This is a genomic window from Brevundimonas sp. GW821-FHT02A10 (assembly GCF_059422025.1).
Genome location: NZ_JBWKWC010000007.1, coordinates 64,135 through 81,577, shown reverse-complemented (window position 1 = coordinate 81,577; position 17,443 = coordinate 64,135). Strand labels below are relative to the sequence as shown.

The 17,443-nt window shown below is 67.5% G+C and carries 17 protein-coding genes; 7 read left to right on the top strand and 10 right to left on the bottom strand.

Translation table 11 applies throughout. From position 1 onward, the window contains the following. The first annotated feature begins 5 nt into the window (after positions 1 to 5). The 4 genes from xseA to AC07U0_RS16515 all read left to right on the top strand — a co-directional run bounded on the left by xseA (position 6) and on the right by AC07U0_RS16515 (position 3,223). Entirely contained in the window at positions 6 to 1,490 is a 1,485-nt protein-coding gene (gene xseA / locus AC07U0_RS16530) for an exodeoxyribonuclease VII large subunit (protein ID WP_494721072.1), read from the top strand. 49 nt (positions 1,491 to 1,539) lie between these two features. Next, entirely contained in the window at positions 1,540 to 1,746 is a 207-nt protein-coding gene (locus AC07U0_RS16525; protein WP_494721188.1) for a DUF2093 domain-containing protein, read from the top strand. Continuing rightward, positions 1,743 to 2,612: a M23 family metallopeptidase gene (locus AC07U0_RS16520; RefSeq protein ID WP_494721071.1), complete on the top strand. Its 870-nt coding sequence runs from the start codon at positions 1,743 to 1,745 to the stop codon at positions 2,610 to 2,612. The genes AC07U0_RS16525 and AC07U0_RS16520 overlap by 4 nt, the downstream gene beginning before the upstream one ends. 113 nt (positions 2,613 to 2,725) lie before the next feature. Next, positions 2,726 to 3,223, top strand: a complete 498-nt coding sequence (locus AC07U0_RS16515; RefSeq protein WP_494721070.1) for a response regulator — start codon at positions 2,726 to 2,728, stop codon at positions 3,221 to 3,223. Here AC07U0_RS16515 and AC07U0_RS16510 read toward each other — a convergent pair. Both AC07U0_RS16510 and AC07U0_RS16505 read right to left on the bottom strand, forming a co-directional pair. After that, positions 3,220 to 4,089 (bottom strand): lysophospholipid acyltransferase family protein, encoded by an 870-nt coding sequence (locus tag AC07U0_RS16510; protein ID WP_494721069.1) that lies wholly within the window; start codon positions 4,087 to 4,089, stop codon positions 3,220 to 3,222. The two genes, AC07U0_RS16515 and AC07U0_RS16510, sit on opposite strands and share 4 nt — an antisense overlap. Before the next feature lie 49 nt (positions 4,090 to 4,138). Beyond that, positions 4,139 to 4,909, bottom strand: coding sequence for an SDR family NAD(P)-dependent oxidoreductase (locus AC07U0_RS16505; RefSeq protein ID WP_494721068.1), 771 nt, complete (start codon positions 4,907 to 4,909; stop codon positions 4,139 to 4,141). A 157-nt stretch (positions 4,910 to 5,066) separates the two neighbouring features. On the opposite strand from AC07U0_RS16505, the gene tipF reads away from it, so the two are divergent. Continuing rightward, positions 5,067 to 6,341: a flagella assembly cyclic-di-GMP phosphodiesterase TipF gene (gene tipF, locus AC07U0_RS16500; RefSeq protein ID WP_494721067.1), complete on the top strand. Its 1,275-nt coding sequence runs from the start codon at positions 5,067 to 5,069 to the stop codon at positions 6,339 to 6,341. On the opposite strand, the gene AC07U0_RS16495 is transcribed toward tipF, so the two are convergent. Together AC07U0_RS16495 and AC07U0_RS16490 are read right to left on the bottom strand one after the other, a co-directional pair. Continuing rightward, positions 6,338 to 7,324 carry a copper resistance protein B gene (locus tag AC07U0_RS16495; RefSeq protein WP_494721066.1) on the bottom strand — a complete coding sequence of 329 codons (987 nt, stop codon included), beginning with the start codon at positions 7,322 to 7,324 and terminating at the stop codon, positions 6,338 to 6,340. The two genes, tipF and AC07U0_RS16495, sit on opposite strands and share 4 nt — an antisense overlap. Beyond that, a complete protein-coding gene (locus AC07U0_RS16490) occupies positions 7,324 to 9,111 on the bottom strand; it encodes a copper resistance system multicopper oxidase (protein ID WP_494721065.1) in 1,788 nt (595 codons plus the stop codon). The genes AC07U0_RS16495 and AC07U0_RS16490 overlap by 1 nt, the downstream gene beginning before the upstream one ends. 144 nt (positions 9,112 to 9,255) lie before the next feature. Between AC07U0_RS16490 and AC07U0_RS16485 the strand changes: the two genes are divergently transcribed. Next, complete coding sequence (locus AC07U0_RS16485) at positions 9,256 to 10,560, top strand: UDP-glucose dehydrogenase family protein (RefSeq protein ID WP_494721064.1); 1,305 nt, start codon at positions 9,256 to 9,258, stop codon at positions 10,558 to 10,560. Between the two features lie 49 nt (positions 10,561 to 10,609). On the opposite strand, the gene AC07U0_RS16480 is transcribed toward AC07U0_RS16485, so the two are convergent. The 3 genes from AC07U0_RS16480 to AC07U0_RS16470 form a co-directional block, all read right to left on the bottom strand. Next, positions 10,610 to 12,043: a M20/M25/M40 family metallo-hydrolase gene (locus tag AC07U0_RS16480; RefSeq protein WP_494721063.1), complete on the bottom strand. Its 1,434-nt coding sequence runs from the start codon at positions 12,041 to 12,043 to the stop codon at positions 10,610 to 10,612. Positions 12,044 to 12,121: 78 nt separating this feature from the next. Next, positions 12,122 to 12,694: a DUF4287 domain-containing protein gene (locus AC07U0_RS16475; RefSeq protein WP_494721062.1), complete on the bottom strand. Its 573-nt coding sequence runs from the start codon at positions 12,692 to 12,694 to the stop codon at positions 12,122 to 12,124. Positions 12,695 to 12,697: 3 nt separating this feature from the next. Further along, positions 12,698 to 13,051: a phage holin family protein gene (locus AC07U0_RS16470; protein WP_494721061.1), complete on the bottom strand. Its 354-nt coding sequence runs from the start codon at positions 13,049 to 13,051 to the stop codon at positions 12,698 to 12,700. A gap of 128 nt (positions 13,052 to 13,179) precedes the next feature. On the opposite strand from AC07U0_RS16470, the gene AC07U0_RS16465 reads away from it, so the two are divergent. Beyond that, entirely contained in the window at positions 13,180 to 13,488 is a 309-nt protein-coding gene (locus AC07U0_RS16465) for a CsbD family protein (RefSeq protein WP_494721060.1), read from the top strand. Positions 13,489 to 13,545: 57 nt separating this feature from the next. Here AC07U0_RS16465 and AC07U0_RS16460 read toward each other — a convergent pair whose 3' ends face one another. From AC07U0_RS16460 to clpS, 3 genes are all read right to left on the bottom strand, one after another. Next, on the bottom strand, positions 13,546 to 14,454 hold the full coding sequence (locus AC07U0_RS16460) for an intradiol ring-cleavage dioxygenase (RefSeq protein WP_494721059.1): 909 nt from the start codon (positions 14,452 to 14,454) through the stop codon (positions 13,546 to 13,548). 142 nt (positions 14,455 to 14,596) lie between these two features. Beyond that, positions 14,597 to 16,906 (bottom strand): ATP-dependent Clp protease ATP-binding subunit ClpA, encoded by a 2,310-nt coding sequence (clpA, locus tag AC07U0_RS16455; protein WP_494721058.1) that lies wholly within the window; start codon positions 16,904 to 16,906, stop codon positions 14,597 to 14,599. Positions 16,907 to 16,918: 12 nt separating this feature from the next. Continuing rightward, on the bottom strand, positions 16,919 to 17,251 hold the full coding sequence (gene clpS, locus AC07U0_RS16450) for an ATP-dependent Clp protease adapter ClpS (protein ID WP_207932384.1): 333 nt from the start codon (positions 17,249 to 17,251) through the stop codon (positions 16,919 to 16,921). Positions 17,252 to 17,443 lie beyond the last annotated feature (192 nt).

The window sequence follows — 17,443 nt, the reverse complement described above, 5'->3', positions numbered from 1 at the left end:
TCGCGATGAGCGACGACTCCTATGTTTTTGAAGGTCCGGCCGAGGCGCCCGAACCCGCGCGGGACAACAATCCGCCCCAGACCATTTCGGAACTGGCCTTCGCCCTGAAGCGCACGCTCGAGGACCGGTTCGGTCACGTCCGGCTGCGCGGCGAGGTGTCCAAGGTCAATTTCCACGCCTCAGGCCACGTCTATCTGACGCTCAAGGACGACAAGGCGGCCATCGACGGCGTGATCTGGAAAGGTTCGGTGCGCGGTCTGGGCGTGCGGCCTGAGACGGGGCTCGAGGTCATCGTCACCGGCAAGATCACCTCCTATCCGGCGCGGTCGTCCTATCAGATCGTGATCGAATCGATGGAGGCGGCGGGCGCGGGCGCCTTGCTGGCCCAGCTGGAGCGGCTGAAGGTCAAGCTCAGCGGCGAAGGCCTGTTCGACGTCGGGCGCAAGAAGCCGATCCCGACCTTCCCCGCGACCATCGGGGTGATCACCAGCCCGACCGGGGCCGTGATCCGCGACATCCTGCATCGCATCGCCGAGCGCTGGCCGTGTCGGGTCGTCGTCTGGCCGGTGGTGGTCCAGGGCGACGCGGCGTCGGGTCAGGTCGCCAACGCCATTCGCGGTTTCGACGCCATGACGCCGGACGGCTCCATCCCTCGCCCGGACTTGCTGATCGTGGCGCGCGGCGGGGGCTCGGTCGAGGACCTGTGGTGCTTCAACGACGAAGGTCTGGCCCGGACGGTGGCGGCGGCTTCCATCCCGATCATCTCGGCAGTGGGGCATGAGACCGACACGACCCTGATCGACTTCGTCTCGGACCGGCGGGCGCCGACGCCCACAGGCGCGGCCGAGATCGCCACCCCTGTGCTGGCCGACCTGCGCTTCGCCGTCGCCGATCTGGAGCGGCGGCTGGACCGGGCCGGATCGCGACTGCTGGAGGACCGGCGCACCCGTCTCCGCGCCGTGGCGCGCGGCCTGCCCGCCCGTCCGGAAGAGCTGGTGGCCCTGGCCCAACAGCGTCTGGATCACGCCTCGAGCCGTCTGGCCTCGGGTCTGCAGAGGAATGCGGACCTGCACGAGCGGCGACTGGTCGCCGTCGGCGGCCGCCTGAGCCGCGCCCTGCTGGACCGGGCCATCGAACGGCGCGGCGACCGGCTGGAAGGCGTCGCCGCCCGACTGGCGGTTCCGATCCCACGCCGGATCGAGCGGGCGCAGGACCGACTGCACGGCCTGTCGCGGGCGCTCGCCAGCCTCGACCCGAAGAAGCCCAAACCGGGCTTCGCCCGCATCGACGACGATACCGGCCGCATGATCGCCAGCGCCGCCGCCCTGTCGCCGGGTCAGGCCGTGACGCTCGTCTTCCCCGATGGGTCGAAGGGCGCGCGGATCGACGGCGGTGGCGATGCGCCCGCTCTTGAGCCGGTCCGCGCGGCCCCTCTCCGTCCGGCGCCGAAGCCCAAGGTCCCGCCGGCGGATCAGGGCGACCTGTTCTAGTGACGCAGTCTTGATGGCGAAGGTCTCCGACCCGCGCTATCTTCCGGTCATGAACGCCATCGATCCCTCCTCCGGCCCGGCCACACTCCACTACGGCGACGGCGAGTTCGCCGTGCTCAAGCCCGGGCCCTATGTGCTCTGCGCCGTGTCGGGCAAAACCATTCCGCTGGAGGCGCTGCGCTACTGGTCGGCGGAACGGCAGGAGCCCTACGCCAGTCCCGCCGAGGCCCTGACCCGCATGGTCGCCGGGAAGTGACCCCCAGCCGTCGGGGTCTGATCGTCGGCGCCGGGTCGGCCTTGCTGGCCCCCACGGTTCTGGGCGTCGCGCCGCCGGTCTTCGCCGACGAACCCAGCCTGACGTTGAACGGCCAGTGGAAGCAGGGCGGCTTCGCCTTCGGCCGCACCTGGCCCCGCGCCGCCATCTATGTCGACGGCGAGCCCCTGACGGCGGCATCGGAGCATGGGCTCTTCGTGGTCGGCTTCGACCGCGACGCCGGCCCCTCGACCACCATCGAGGCCCGCTCGGCCCTGACCAGCCTCAGCCGGACCCTGGACATCGCGCCCGGGACCTTCCCCGAGAGCTGGATCGACGGCCTGCCGCCCGCGACGGTCGAGCCGACCGACCCCGCCCTGCTGGAACGGATCAAGGAAGAGGCGGCGCTCAAGGCCGTGGGCTTCGCCAGCAAGGCCGACACCGACGACTTCCGCGACGGCTTCGTCTGGCCGCTGGAAACCTACCGGATTTCCAGCCTGTGGGGCGCGCAGCGCATCCTGAACGGCACCCCGGCCCGGCCCCACTACGGCATTGATCTGGCTGCGCCCCAGGGCACGCCGATCCGCGCGCCCGCCGACGGCGTCGTGGCCTTCAGCCGCTCGGGCATGCATTTCGAGGGCGGCCTGGTTCTGATCGACCACGGCCAGGGTCTGGTCAGTTGCTACCTGCATCAGTCGCAGATCGACGTCGCCGTGGGCCAGAGGCTGGCGCGGGGTCAGGAGATCGGTCGGGTCGGCATGGAGGGCCGCGCCACCGGCCCGCACCTGTGCTGGCGGATGAAATGGCGCGACCGGAACATGGACCCGTCCCAGATGGTCGGGGCCTCGGCGCCCACAACCTTGAGTTAGGAAGCTTAACCGTAGCGAGTTGAGAATTCTCAACCCGATGGACCGGGCCCGTCTAAGGCGCCTAACATACAGCTGTGCGTGCCGGATTCGGCGCTACGGTCAGAATAAGCTCAATGTCATCTCTTAACGCGCTCAGCGTCCTGCTGGTCGACGATAACGCCCCTATGCGCACCATCGCATCCGCGATCCTGCAGTCCGCCGGCATCCGCAAGATTCGCGAGGTCGGCGACGGCGCCGCCGCGCTCGAGGCCCTGCGCGAGGCGCCGGTCGATATCGCCATCGTCGACTTCAACATGTTTCCGCTGGACGGGGTCGAGTTCACGCGTCTGGTCCGCAACAGCCCGGACAGCCCCAACCGCTATCTGCCGATCATCATGATGACCGGCCATTCGGAGCGGCATAAGGTCATGGCGGCGCGCGATGCCGGGGTGACCGAATTCGTGGTCAAGCCGATCACCGCCAAGGCCATCTTCGACCGCATCCAGGCCGTGATCGTGCGTCCCCGCGCCTTTGTGAAGACCGACGACTATTTCGGCCCGGACCGCCGACGCGCCAATGCTGCGGGCTATGCGGGGCCATTCCGCCGGATCACCGACGGCAAACAGGCTTAGGCGTCGATCGGCCCCAGCGCCTGATAGACGCTGTCGGGCCAGCGTTTGTGGACCCAGAACCAGTCCTCTGGGACCTCGCGCACCCGGTCCTCGACAAAGCTGTTGGCCGCCTGGATGCCGCGCAGGACGTCGCCGGTCTTGTCGCCGGTGTCTCGAACCTCGATCGGCTCATGGGCGGTGACGCGGAAACGCACGCCCGGCAGGCGCACCACCGACAGGGGCTGCATCACCGTGCCGAATCGCAGGGCCAGACGAGCGGCGCCCGGCGAGGCGTTGACCGGTTCATCGAAGAACCGGACCTCGGGCCCCTGATTGTATTTCTGGTCGACCAGAAGGGCGATGGAATCGCCGCGCTTCATCCCGGCCATCAGCTCGCGCGTGCCGTCGCCCTTGGGCGCGAACAGGCGGATGCCGTAGCGCTCGCGGCTCTGACGGATCAGGGCGTCGACGTAAGGGTTATTGGCGGCGCGATAGGTGACCTGGCACGGCACGCCTGCCGACATGATCACCGCAGCCATGACTTCGAAATTGGCCAGGTGGCCCGAGATCAGCACCACGGGCTGTCCTGAATCGCGAACGGCGTGCAGCCGCTCGATGCCCAAGACCTCGACCCGACCGCCCTCGGGCGTCAGCTTGTCCATGACGGCCAGCTCGGCAAAGGTCCGACCGGTCCGGTCCCACTGCTCGACCGCCAGCCGGTCACGCTCGGCGACGGGCATGTCGGGGAAGGCGATCTTCAGATTGCGGCGGACGATCTTGTGGGTGCCGACCAGCGGCCCGAGGGACCGCAGCAGCCAGCCGCCGAAGTCCGAGGCGCGCTCGACCCCCAACGCCCTGAGCAGAGCGAAGAGGGCCGCGAACGCCACGGCCTCGATCCGCCAGACAATGTCTTGCCCGAGCGGAATCCTGTGGTCTTCACCAGGCAATCGTCAGTCCGCCGTCCACGACCAGGGTCTGGCCCGTCACATAGGCCGCCGCCGGGGAGCAGAGATAGACGGCGGTGCCGGCGATCTCGTCCGGCTGGCCGATCCGCTTCAGCGGATTGGGCTCGACGGTCTTTTCGAGGATCTCGGGGTTCTCCCACAGGTATTTGGCGAAGTCCGTCTGAACCAGGCCGGGGGCGATGCAGTTGACCCGCACGTTCGACGGCCCGAACTCGACGGCCAGGTTGCGCGCGAGCTGCATGTCGGCGGCCTTGGAGACATTATAGGCGCCGATCAGGGCGTTGCCGCGCAAGCCGCCGATAGAGGAGATGATCAGGATGGCCCCGTCCTTCCGCTCCAGCATCTGGGGCGCGACCATGTTGATCAGCCAGTGGTTGGCCAGGACGTTGTTGTGGAAGATCTTCTCGAACTGCTCGTCGGCGATGCCCGCCATCGGCCCGGCATAGGGGTTGGAGGCGGCGTTGCAGACCAGGATGTCGACCTTGCCGAAGGCCGAGTTGGTCTCGTCGACCAGCCGCTGCAGGTCTTCCTTGGAGGCGATGTTGGCCGGGACGGCGATGGCCGTGCCCTCCCCGTACTTGCCGTTGATGGCCCCGGCGACCTCATCGCAGGGCCCGGCCTTGCGCGAGGAGATGACCACCTTGGCCCCGTGCTCGGCCAGCCGCTCGGCGATGGCCTTGCCGATTCCCTTGGACGAGCCGGTGATGATCGCGACCTTGCCGGTCAGATCGAACAGTTCCATCGCGTATCCCCTTGAGTTTTCGTTGTCGTTTGCGGGCTTCGTCCCGGGTTTCTTTCCGCGACGCTCTAGCCGTTCCGTCCTGATACCCTGATACTCGGGCGATTCCACCCGGAACCTCGCCTGACCCTCAAGTCGGGGCTCCCCAGTCTGGCAGCCGATGCGCGCACTGACGACCGCCTTCCTGTTCTTCGGCTACGTCTTCCTGGCGATGACGGTGGGCGCCTTCCTGTGGCGACTGGGTCTGGGCGGCGGCTCGGCCTTCGCCGCGGCTGTCGGCACCCTCGGCCTGCTGGGGACAATGCACCTGTTCCTGACCGGCGGATCGCAGCGCAAGGCCCTGCGCGCCGAGATCGCCCAGGTCCGTGAGGCGCACCGCCTGCTGGCCGATGCGATGGAGTCGACCCAAGGCGCCCTGACCGAACTGGCCCAGGCCATCGAGGCCGGCGCCCTGACCAATACCGAGGAACTGACCGGCGAGGTCCGCATCCTCGAAGGCCTGATCCAGCAGATGAGCGAGTCCATCGAGGAGCGGCTGACCGTCACCCCGATGGTCGCGCCCGACAGCCCCGACGCCATCCGCCGCCAGCAGGGCAATATCCTTCTCAAGACCGTTCACGACGCCCTGTCGGAGAACCGCGTCGACCTTTACCTCCAGCCGGTCGTCAGCCTGCCGCAGCGCCGGACCATCTTCTACGAGAGCTTCACCCGCCTGCGCGACGCCACCGATCGCGTCATGATGCCGGCCGAATATCTGTCGATCGCCGAGGGTGAGGGTCTGGTCCCCGCCATCGACAACCTGCTGCTGTTCCGCTGCGCCCAGATCGTGCGCCGGCTGGCGCGTCAGGACCGCAAGGTCGGCGTCTTCTGCAACGTGGCCCTGTCGTCACTGGGCGACGAGACCTTCTTCCCGCAGTTCCTCGACTTCCTGTCCGAGAACCGCGACCTGAACCAGGCCCTGATCTTCGAACTGGGCCAGGCCAATTTCGACGCGCGCGGCGCGGTCGAGGCCCGCAACATGGCCCGTCTGGCCGACCTCGGCTTCCGCTTCTCGATCGACAAGGTCCAGACCCTGGATCTCGACTTCAACGACCTGCAGCGCTCCGACGTCCGCTTCGTAAAGGTGGCTGCCGACCTGCTGATCGAACAGCTGCTGGATCTGGACGGCGGCTCGCCCATCCCGAGCCTGCGCGACATCCAGGCCGCCGACTTTGCCCATCTGACCCGCCGCTACGGCATCGAGGTCATCGCCGAAAAGTGCGAGAACGAGCGCCAGATCGTCGATATCCTCGAGCTCGACATCTCCATGGGCCAGGGCCACCTGTTCGGCGAGCCGCGCGCCATCAAGGAGCAGGTGCTGGCCGAGACCGACCCGCCCGCCGACTTCGTCCGCTCGACCCTGCTGTCGGCCGAGAAGCGTCGCCGGTTCGCCTAGAACCAGGCCTTCAGGCCCAGGACGAAGCGAACCTCGTCCGCCTCCCCCGTCAAATCGCGCGTCTCTCCGAAGCGCCGTGTCCATTCGACGCCGGCATAGGGCGCGAACTCGCGGGTGATCTCGTAGCGCAGGCGCACACCCAGTTCGAGCGAGGATAGGCCCGATCCCACCTCGATTTCCGGCACGTCGGACGCCGCCAGGGTGACCTCGGCGCGCGGCTGCAGAATCCAGCGCCGGGTGAGCCTCTGATCGTACTCCGCCTCGATCCGAGCCGAGAGGTCGCCCTCGGTCGACAGGAAGGCGGCGGCGTCGATCTCGAACCAGTGCGGGGCGAGGCCCTGGACGCCGAGCACGAGGTCGGTGGTGTCCTTCAGATCGGGCCTGAAGGTCTGACGCACGCCCGCCTGCAGGTCCCAGAAGGGCCGGATGGCGCGGCTGTAAAGGGCCTGAACCTCGGCCTCTTCCAGCTTCGAACCGCCCTCCCCCTCCGACTTCCACCAGAAGCGGTTGAGGTCCCCCCCGGTCCAGCCCTGGGCGTCCCAGAGGTATGTCGTCTGCCCATCGCCGAAACCGGCCTCCAGCCGGTCGATGACCACCCCGGTGGTGCGCACATCGCCATTCTCGGCCAGCATGGCGTCGCGCGCCTCAGCCATGGCTGCCGGGTCGAAGTAGCGATCGGCGGCATGAGCCGGGCCGGTCAGGGCGGCGGCCGGGGTGAGCTGACGCGGCGGACGCCCGGTGTCGTCGGCGCTGGTGGGGACGTCGGGCGGGCCCATGGTCATGCCGGGCATGCTCATCCCGCTCATGTCGTGACCGGCGTGAGGATCCGCCTGTGCCGGCTTGGCCGGGGCTTGGGCGGGCGTCTGGGTCGCGGGGGCCATCGTCATCCCGCTCATGTCATGACCCGCATGGGGATCGGCCGTCTGGGCCAAGGCCGGGGTCGCGACCGCCAGTGGCAGCAGGATCGGGAGCAGGGCGCGCATCAGGCCTCTCCCTCCAGCGGCCGCACGGTGACGACGTTGAACATCCCGGCGTGCATGTGCATCAGCAGGTGGCAGTGGAAGGCCCAGTCGCCGGGGGCGTCGGCGGTCAGGTCGAAGGTCACCTTCGATCCCGGCGCGACATTGACCGTGTGCTTGAGCGGCTGACGCCCGCGCGGCCCGCCGGTGACCAGTTCGAAGAAATGGCCGTGCAGATGGATCGGGTGGGACATCATGGTGTCGTTGACCAGGGTCACCCGCACCCGCTCGTTGCGCTCGAACCGGATCGGTTCGACCAGCTCCGAGAATTTCCGCCCGTCGAAGCCCCACATGAACCGTTCCATATTTCCGGTCAGGTGGATTTCCAGCGACCGCGACGGCGGCCTCTGGTCCCGGTTGGCGGTCAGGGCGACGAGGTCCGTATAGACCAGCACCCGGTGATCGACGTCCGCCAGTCCCAGCGGCCGCTCGCCCAGCCGGTTGGCCGGATCGGGCGCGATCATGTCGACCCCGACCCCGACCGCCATCTCTGCGGGAGCGTTGTCCGGATCGCGCATGGCGCCGGGCGAATGGTTCATCGCGCCATGATCCATCCCCGCCATGCCGGAGTGGTCCATGCCGGCCATATCGCCCATACCGCCCATCCCCATGTCCCTCATGGTCAGGTTGGGAACCGGCCTCAGCGGCGGCGCCTCGGCCCGCATCCCGGCACGGGGTGCGAGCGTGGCCACCGCCATGCCCGACCGGTCGATGGCCTCGGCGACGAGGGCGAAGGCGCGGTCCTCCGTCGGCCGGACGATCACATCATAGGTCTCGGCGACCGAGATCTGGAACTCGTCAGTCTCGACCGGGCGCACGTCGCAGCCGTCGGCGGACACCACCGTCATCGGCAGGCCGGGAATCCGGAAGTTGAAGATCGACATGGCCGAGGCGTTGATGATCCTCAGCCGCACCCGCTCCCCCGCCCTGAACAGGCCGGTCCAGTTCTGGTCCGTTGCATGGCCGTTGATCAGATAGCTGTAGGTCGTCCCGTTGACGTCGAGGATGTCGCGCGGATCCATCCGCATCGATCCCCACATCCGCCGCTCGGCCAGATCCATCCGGTCCGAGCCATCGATCAGCCCCGAGAGCGTCGTGCGCTGGTGATTGAAATAGCCGGGGCTCTTCTTGAGCCGGTCGAGGATCTGGTGCGGATGAAGCGCGCTCCAGTCCGACAGGACCAGCACATGCTCGCGGTCGTACTCGACCGGATCGGGGGTCAGGGGGTCGATGATCAGAGGGCCGTAGAGGCCGATCGCCTCCTGCATGTTGGAGTGGCTGTGATACCAGTAGGTCCCGTGCTGGCGGACCGGGAACTCATAGACGAAGGTCTGGCGCGGCTTGATGCCGGGGAAGCTGATCCCCGGCACCCCGTCCATCTGGAAGGGCAGCAGCAGGCCGTGCCAGTGGATTGAGGTGTCCTCGTCCAGGGTGTTGGTCACCGACAGCCGCGCCGTCTGACCCTCGCGCAGCCGGATCAACGGCGCCGGCAGACTGCCGTTGACCGTCACCGCATGGGCCGTCTTGCCACCCGCCGAAAACATCTGATGCCCGATGCTGAGCGCGATATCGGGGCCGCTCAGCGTCCCATCCCGGGACGACATGTCGCGGGTCGAACCCGCCGAAATCGTCCTCGCCCAGGCCGGCGTCGCGCCCTGAAGCGCGAGAAGACCGCCGCCCAGCAACCCTCCCCGAAGAGCCGCACGACGATTCAGACCACCAGGAGACGCCAATTCACGAGCCTTGTTCACAAACGACGGGCCTGACCCCGCCGGAGACTATAGGTGTCCCGGACATGGGACGTAACGCACCTTGACCGTGTCCTCCATGGCCAGTTTGTTGCACTGCAAAACCGGTCGGGCTAAGTCCCTGATGTCTCAGGAGGGGAAGTCTCGATGCGTATTGCGATGATCGGCACCGGCTATGTGGGTCTGGTGTCCGGAGCCTGTTTCGCCGACTTCGGTCATGACGTTACATGTATCGACAAGGATGCGGGCAAGATCGAGCGCCTGCACCAGGGCATCATGCCCATCTATGAGCCCGGCCTGGACCGTCTGGTCGAGACCAACGTCACCGGCGGACGCCTGTCCTTCGCTATCGACGGCAGCGAGGCCATCAAGGCCGCCGACGCTGTCTTCATCGCCGTGGGCACCCCCTCGCGCCGCGGCGACGGCCACGCCGACCTGAGCTTCGTCTATGCGGTGGCCAAAGAGGTCGCCGAGCTGATGGACGGTTTCACCGTCGTGGTGACCAAGTCGACCGTGCCGGTCGGCACCGGCGACGAGATTGAACGCATCATCCGCGAGATCCGCCCCGACGCCGACTTTGCCGTCGTCTCCAACCCCGAGTTCCTGCGCGAAGGCGCCGCCATCGACGACTTCAAACGCCCCGACCGCGTCGTGGTCGGCGTCGAGGACGACCGCGCCCGCGCCGTCATGGCCGAGATATATCGCCCGCTGAACCTCAACGAGAGCCCGCTGCTGTTCGTCGGGCGCCGCACATCGGAACTGATCAAATACGCCGCCAACGCCTTCCTGGCGCTGAAGATCACCTTCATCAACGAGATGGCGGACCTGTGCGAGGCCGTGGACGCCAACGTCCAGCAGGTCGCGCGCGGCATCGGTCTGGACAACCGGATCGGCTCGAAATTCCTGCACGCCGGCCCGGGCTACGGCGGCTCCTGCTTCCCGAAGGACACCCTCGCCCTGGTCCGCACGGCCAGCGACGCCGGCACCCCGGTCAGGCTGGTCGAGACCACCGTCGCCGTGAACGACGCGCGCAAGAAGGCCATGGCCGGCCGCGTCGAGAAGGCGCTGGACGGCGATCTGAAGAACAAGACCGTCGCGGTCCTGGGCCTGACCTTCAAGCCGAACACCGACGACATGCGCGACGCCCCGTCGCTGGACGTCGTCCCCGCCCTGATCGCCGCCGGCGCCACGGTCCAGGCCTTCGATCCGGAAGGCATGCATGAGGCCGGCAAGATGCTGACCGGCGTCGAGTTCAAGGACGACCCCTACGCCGCCATCACCGGCGCCGACGTCCTGGTCATCCTGACCGAGTGGGACCAGTTCCGCGCCCTGGACCTCGACAAGGTCAAGCTGCTGCTCAAGACCCCGACCGTCGTCGACCTGCGTAACGTCTATCGCCCGGACGACATGCGCGCCCGCGGCTTCAAATACTCGTCGATCGGCCGGGCCTGAGCCCAGCCCTCAGACCGGCCCGTCGCAGGCCGGTCTGAGATCGCGAGCCTTACTGCGCGGTCGGCTTCGGCATGGCCGAGCGGAACTCCACGTTCGAATTGGCGATCAGCCAGACCAGCGCCGTCCAGGCGGCGACGTTCTGGTTCAGCTGGGCCGGGTCGATCTTGTCCAGCGTATCGTTCGCCGTGTGGTGCAGGTCGAAGTAGCGGGTCCCGTCCTGCTTGAGGCCGAACACCGGCACCCCCGCCTCGGCCAGGGGCGCGATGTCAGAACCGCCCTCCGTCTCCGGCCGCGCCGAGGTCAGGACGCCGATCGGATAGAGGACGCGCGCCGCGATCCGCTGGAACTCCGACCCCTGTGAGCCTGGCGGCAGGGCGAAGGCGAAGACGCGGTCGGCGCCGAAGTCGCTCTCGCCCGCGATGATGTGGTCAGCGACCTTCGCCTCGCCCTGATCGCGCACATAGGCGCCGCCGCCGTTGCCGGTGTTGGTCGGCTGGGCCACTTCTTCCGACCCGTACAGGATCACGCGGATGGTGCGCTCGGGGCGCTGACCACCCTCGGCGATGGCCTTGGCCGCCGCCAGGGTGATGGCCCCGCCCGCGCCGTCGTCGATGGCGCCCGTGCCCAGATCCCAGCTGTCCATGTGCGAGCCCAGAACGATGACCTCGTTCGGATGCGTCCGGCCCTGCAGGTCGGCGATGACGTTCTGGGAGTGGGTCTCGTACAGATGGGCGGTCGAGGACAGATGCACCCGCACCGTCTGGCCCAGCGCGATCAGGCGAGCGATCTGGTCGGCGTCGGGAGCCGAGACCGCGAAGCCCGGGATAGCCACCTTGCCGTCGACATAGCGGGTCGTGCCCGTGTGCGGCAGGCGGTTCTCATCCGAGCCGACCGAACGGATCAGGAAGGCCGCAGCCCCCTTCTTCGCCGCCACATCGGGACCCGCGCCGCGGATACGGGTCTGGGGACCATAGCCCGAGCCGTCCTGCATGGCGTGCATCTGACCCACGTCGACGAGGGCGATCTTGCCAGCCAGCGAGCCGTCGGGAACGGCCTGCAGGGCCTCGAAACTGGTGAAGCGCACCACCTCGGCCTCGATCCCGCCCTCGGGGGTGGCGGGCGAATGGCCGAGCGCGGCGACGGCCAGCGGCTGCGGATTGTCGCCGAGGATGGCGCCGCTGTCCTGCCCCCGCTCCCAGCCGACCAGCGGGAATTCCTGGATGTGGACGTTCTGGAAGCCCAGCTTTTTCAGATAGTCGGCGGCCCAAGCGGCGGCGGCCTGTTCCGAATGCGAGCCCGCCGGGCGCGGTCCGAACCGGGTCGTCAGCTGGGTGACGTAGTCGAGGGCGACGTTGGACGACATCGCCTTGTCGCGCAGTTGCTCGGCCTGACGGATGGTCGCCTCGTCCTGTGCGGAAGCCGCAAAGGGGGCGGCGGCGAAGGCAAGCACAAGGGCGCTGGCGGCGAGCAGACGGCGGGACATGGGACGACTCCGGACAAACGGGAAGCGTGACCCTAACGGCTCAGCCGCATCCGGCAAGGCGTCCGAACGCCGCCGGTGTCAGCCGTTGTCAGCAGCCTGTCCGAACAGGTCAGCCAGCTCCGCATCGACCTGATCCGGCGCGGTCAGCTCGACCACGGCCGACAGCCGCTCGGACCAGCTTTCCTTCCTCACCGATGCCGACAGGCGCGGCGACAGGGCGGGGTCGAGCTTCAGCCCCAGCACCAGGCCGCCGCCTTTCAGCGGCCGCGCCGCGGCGAACTGCACCGTGCGCGAGAAGCTGGTGAAGCTCTTCCTCTGGCCCGAGATGACGCCCTCCAGCTTGCCCGCCACGGCCTCGATCGCCTCGAGCACCGTCAGAGAGCCGGGCTCCTTCCACAGGGCCGCGCGCAGGTCGGGCTCGTCCCAGCCCATGCCTTGCTCAGGCTTCATGCTGTCTAGGATGAAGGCCGCGCCGTTCTGGCCGACGCCGTGCTCGGCCTTCAGCCAGGCCATCTGCGCCCTCGGCTTCGTCTCCGGGCAGGTCTTCATGATCTCGAGCCATTCGGCCATGGGCCTGCCGGTGTTCTTCTCGAAATTCTCGCGGACGGTGGCGAACCACTTCTGCTGGCGTTCGGTCAGAACGGCGGCCATGGCTCAGGCCTTCCGGTCGTCGCCAATGAAGGCGCCGGCCAGCCAGCTGACGATGCCGGTTATGATCGCCGCCCCGATCCCGGCGCCGAGGCCATTCACGACGAAGCCGTTCAGCAGCACCGCCACCAGGCCGATCATCGCCGCATTCACGACCAGCAGGAACAGGCCCAGGGTGATGACGGTGATCGGGAAGGTCAGAACCGTCAGGATCGGCCGCACGATGGCGTTGACGATCCCCAGCAGGATCGCCGCCAGCAGCAGGGTTCCGGTGTCGGTAAATTCGACCCCCGGCACGATCCGCGAGGCCAGCCAGAGGCCGAGGGCGGTTACGAGGAACTGGGCGATGAAACGCAGCATGGAAGGCGCCTGTCTGTGGTGGTTCCGACACTTTGCCACCGATCTCGTGCGGCGTCTTCACCGGCGCTGGAACCGCGACCGTTCACGTGCACTATGGGTGCGAACCCTCTCTCCCAAAGGACAGTCCCATGACCGATCAGCGCATCAACGGCGGCCTCTCGAACCTCGGCGGCAAGCTGCAGGAAGGTCTGGGCAAGCTGACCGGCGATTCCAAACTGCAACTCGACGGCAAGCTGGATCAGGTGAAGGGCAAATACCTCGACGGCTACGGCAAGGTCATCGACGGCCTGGACGGCTTCGTCGGCAAGGCTCCGAGCGACCTGCAGGAGCCGGCTCGCGTCGGCCTCGACTTCGCGCGCCGCAAGCCCTTCCTGACCACCGCCATCGTCGCGGGCATCGGCCTGCTGCTGGCCGGCGCGGGCCGCCGTCGCCGCTAGGGTCTGTCTGAAGACACGAGAAAAGGCCCGGACGGCGACGTCCGGGCCTTTTGCGTTTCAGGCCCTCTTCGGAAGGATGGCCGCGGTCCGTTCGGCGCCGGTCAGGATGTCCTGATGCGGCGGGCCGTCAGGACCGCCGGGGCCAAAGCCGCCGGGCGGCGGACCGAGCGGGCGGCCATTCGTGCCCGGAGGCGGCCCCATCATTCCCGGCGGCGGACCGCCCGGACCGCCGGGACCAAAGCCTGTCTCCTCCGACCGCGCTGCGCGGTCGACGCCGAGGGTCACCGTCATCGCATAGTGGTCGGCCTGTTCGCTGATGGCGCCGAAGGTCGAATACCCCTGCTCTTGGGCGATGCCGTCGGTGCGGTTCAGGGTGTCGCGCGTCTGGCCCTCGCGCACATAGTCCGGCGCGTTTGAGAACAGCCATTCGCTGAGCGCGTCGGGGAAGAAGAGCTGACAGGTCAGGACGTTGGTGGTCCCTTCCTCATTCAGAAACACCTTCACATGCACATGAGGCGTGCGGCCCTGATACCAGCCCGGATAGACGGTCAGGAATTTCGCCACGCCGTCCGCGCCCGTCGGCTGATGCCCGCGCAGGAAGGTCTCGCCCCTGGTCGTCCCCGTCGGCCCCTGCCCTTCGTATCCGGAATAGATCCCCTGCGCGTCGCAGTGCCAGACGTCGACGCGGGCGTCCCGGATCGGCGCGCAGGTCGCACCCTCCAGCACCCTGATCGCGATCCTGAGCGGCAGACCTTTGCGGCCTTCGGTGATGTCGGCCCGCTCCAGCTTCGGATCGAACCAGTAGGGTCCCTGGGTCGCCTGGGGCGTGATCAGGCAGACCTCGCCGGCGGCTGTCGGCGTGCGCGCGCTCACCGGCCCGGCGACGACGGCGAGCCCTCCGAACAGGCCGGCGGTCAGGGCGTGACGGCGGGACAGGGCGATGTTGATCTTCGTCTCTTCAGGCACGGGCGTCTCTCTCACGGCAAGGACCCGAGCCTTAAAGACCCTGCGAGCCGCGCGTGTTTCAGCGCTGAAACGCCCGCGACAAACGAAGAAAAAGGCCCCGGCGTTTCCGCCGGGGCCTTCAACTTTCAGCCTGTAACGGTCCCTAGACCGCCGGTTCCTCGTCGGCGGCTTCCTTGACCGCTTCGCCGCTCGCCGAGGCGATGTCGAAAGCGATCTTGCCGTCCTTGAGCAGAACCTTGACGTGGCCGCCGCGGGTGAGGCGTCCAAACAGGATGTCGTCGGCCAGCGGCTTCTTGATGTTCTCCTGAATGACCCGGCCCAGGGGGCGCGCGCCGTACAGTTCGTCGAAGCCGTTCTTGGCCAGCCAGTCGGCCGCGTCGTCCGACAGTTCGATGGTGATGTTGCGATCCGCCAGTTGGGCTTCCAGCTGCAGGACGAACTTGGTCACCACCTGACGGATGGTCTCGGGCTGCAGCGGCTTGAAGCTGACGATGGCGTCCAGACGGTTGCGGAACTCCGGCGCGAACAGGCGCTGGATGGCCTTGTCGTCCTCGCCCTCGACCTTGCCGCGGCCGAAGCCGATCGAGGCCCGGGCGTTGTCGGCGGCCCCCGCATTGGTGGTCATGATCAGGACCACGTTGCGGAAGTCGACCTTCTTGCCGATGGCGTCGGTCAGCATCCCGTTGTCCATCACCTGAAGCAGGATGTTGTAGACGTCGGGGTGGGCCTTCTCGATCTCGTCCAGCAGGACCACGGCGTGCGGGTGCTGGTCGACGGCGTCGGTCAGCAGGCCGCCCTGGTCATGGCCAACGTATCCCGGAGGGGCGCCGATCAGACGCGAAACGGTGTGCCGCTCCATGTACTCGGACATGTCGAAGCGCAGCATCTCGATGCCCAGGGTCGAAGCGAGCTGCTTGGCCACCTCGGTCTTGCCCACGCCGGTCGGGCCGGCGAACAGGAAGGAGCCGATGGGCTTCTGCGGATCGCGCAGACCGGCCCGCGCCAGCTTCATGGCCGAGGAGACCTGTTCGATCGCCGCGTCCTGACCGAAGACGGCCCGGTTCAGATCGGTCTGCAACTCGCGCAGGCCCTCGACGTCGGACTTGGAGACCGACTTCGGCGGGATGCGGGCCATCTTGGCGATGACGGCCTCGACCTCCTTCTGGCCGATGACCTTCTTCCGCTTGGACTCGGCCAGCAGCATCTGCGAGGCGCCGGCCTCGTCGATGACGTCGATCGCCTTGTCCGGCAGTTTGCGGTCGGTCATGTAGCGGGCCGACAGCTCGACCGCCGAGCGGATGGCCGCCTCGGTGTAACGCAGCTTGTGGTGGCTCTCGTACGAGGCCTTGAGGCCGCGCAGGATCTTGATCGAGTCCTCGACCGTCGGCTCATTGACGTCGATCTTCTGGAAGCGCCGGACCAGGGCCCGGTCCTTCTCGAAATGCTGGCGGTATTCCTTGTAGGTCGTCGAGCCCATGCAGCGCAGGCTGCCCGAAGCCAGAGCGGGCTTCAGCAGGTTGGACGCATCCATCGCCCCGCCCGAGGTCGCGCCGGCGCCGATCACCGTGTGGATCTCGTCGATGAACAGGATGGCGTTCTCGTGGTTCTCGAGTTCCTTGACGACCTGCTTCAGCCGCTCCTCGAAGTCGCCGCGATAGCGCGTCCCGGCCAGCAGGGCCCCCATGTCGAGGCTGTAGATGGTCGCGCCTTCCAGCACGGCCGGGACCTCGTGGTTGACGATCTTGCGGGCCAGACCCTCGGCGATGGCGGTCTTGCCGACGCCGGGTTCGCCGACCAGCAGCGGGTTGTTCTTGGTGCGCCGGCACAGGATCTGGATGGCGCGTTCGACCTCGGCGTGACGGCCGATGAGCGGGTCGATCTTGCCCTTCTTCGACTTCTCGTTGAGGTCGACGCAATAGGCTTCCAGCGCCTCGCCCCCCTGTTTGACGGCGGCCGCGTCCTCGGCCTCCTCGGGTGAGGAGCCCTTGTTCGGACGGGCCTCGGCGGACCCGGCCTTCTTGGCGATGCCGTGGGCGATGAAGTTGACCGCATCGTACCGCGTCATGTCCTGCTCCTGCAGGAAGTAGGCGGCGTGGCTTTCGCGCTCGGAGAAGATGGCGACCAGGACGTTGGCGCCGGTCACTTCTTCGCGGCCCGAGGACTGGACGTGAATCACCGCGCGCTGGATCACGCGCTGGAAGCCGGCCGTCGGCTTGGCGTCGTCGCCGTCCGAGGTGGCGAGCGCCGCCAGGTCGGTGTCGACGTAGAGCGTCAGGGCGGTCTTGAGGGATTTGAGGTCGACGTTGCAGGCGGACATCACCGCCGTGGCGTCGGGGTCGTCGATCAGCGCCAGCAGAAGGTGCTCGAGCGTCGCGTACTCATGACGGCGCTCGTTGGCGTAAACCAGGGCACGTTGCAGCGTGTCTTCGAGAGGACGTGAAAATGAGGGCATGGGGAGATCCTCTCAGTCTTTTTCCATCGTGCATTGCAGCGGATGCTGGTGACGGCGCGCCGTCTCGACCACCTGGGCGACCTTGGTTTCGGCCACTTCGTAGGTGAAGACGCCGCACACCCCGACGCCATGCTGGTGCACATGCAGCATGATGCGGGTCGCGTCTTCGCGGCTCTTCTGGAAAAACCGCTCCAGCACATAGACGACGAATTCCATGGGCGTGTAGTCGTCGTTCAGGATCAGCACCCGATAGAGCGAGGGCTTCTGAAGCTTGGGCTTTGTTTCGGTGATCGTGGTGGCGCCGAGGCCTCCACCCTGTTGATCACCTGGCCTTTGTGACGGCATTCGCATTCCGGAGTTTCGGGGAGTCGAAACACTAGATAGGCAGTGTTCGACGGTTTTTAAGCCTCGTCCAGTCACGGGTTTCGTGAACACCCTTCAGGGCCCTGAAACTCGCCCGCCGGCGTGTCCTGCGGACCCTCCCCCCACTGATGCCGAGCGCCCGAAAGCCGCTTGACACCTTTCATGCGTCAGGTA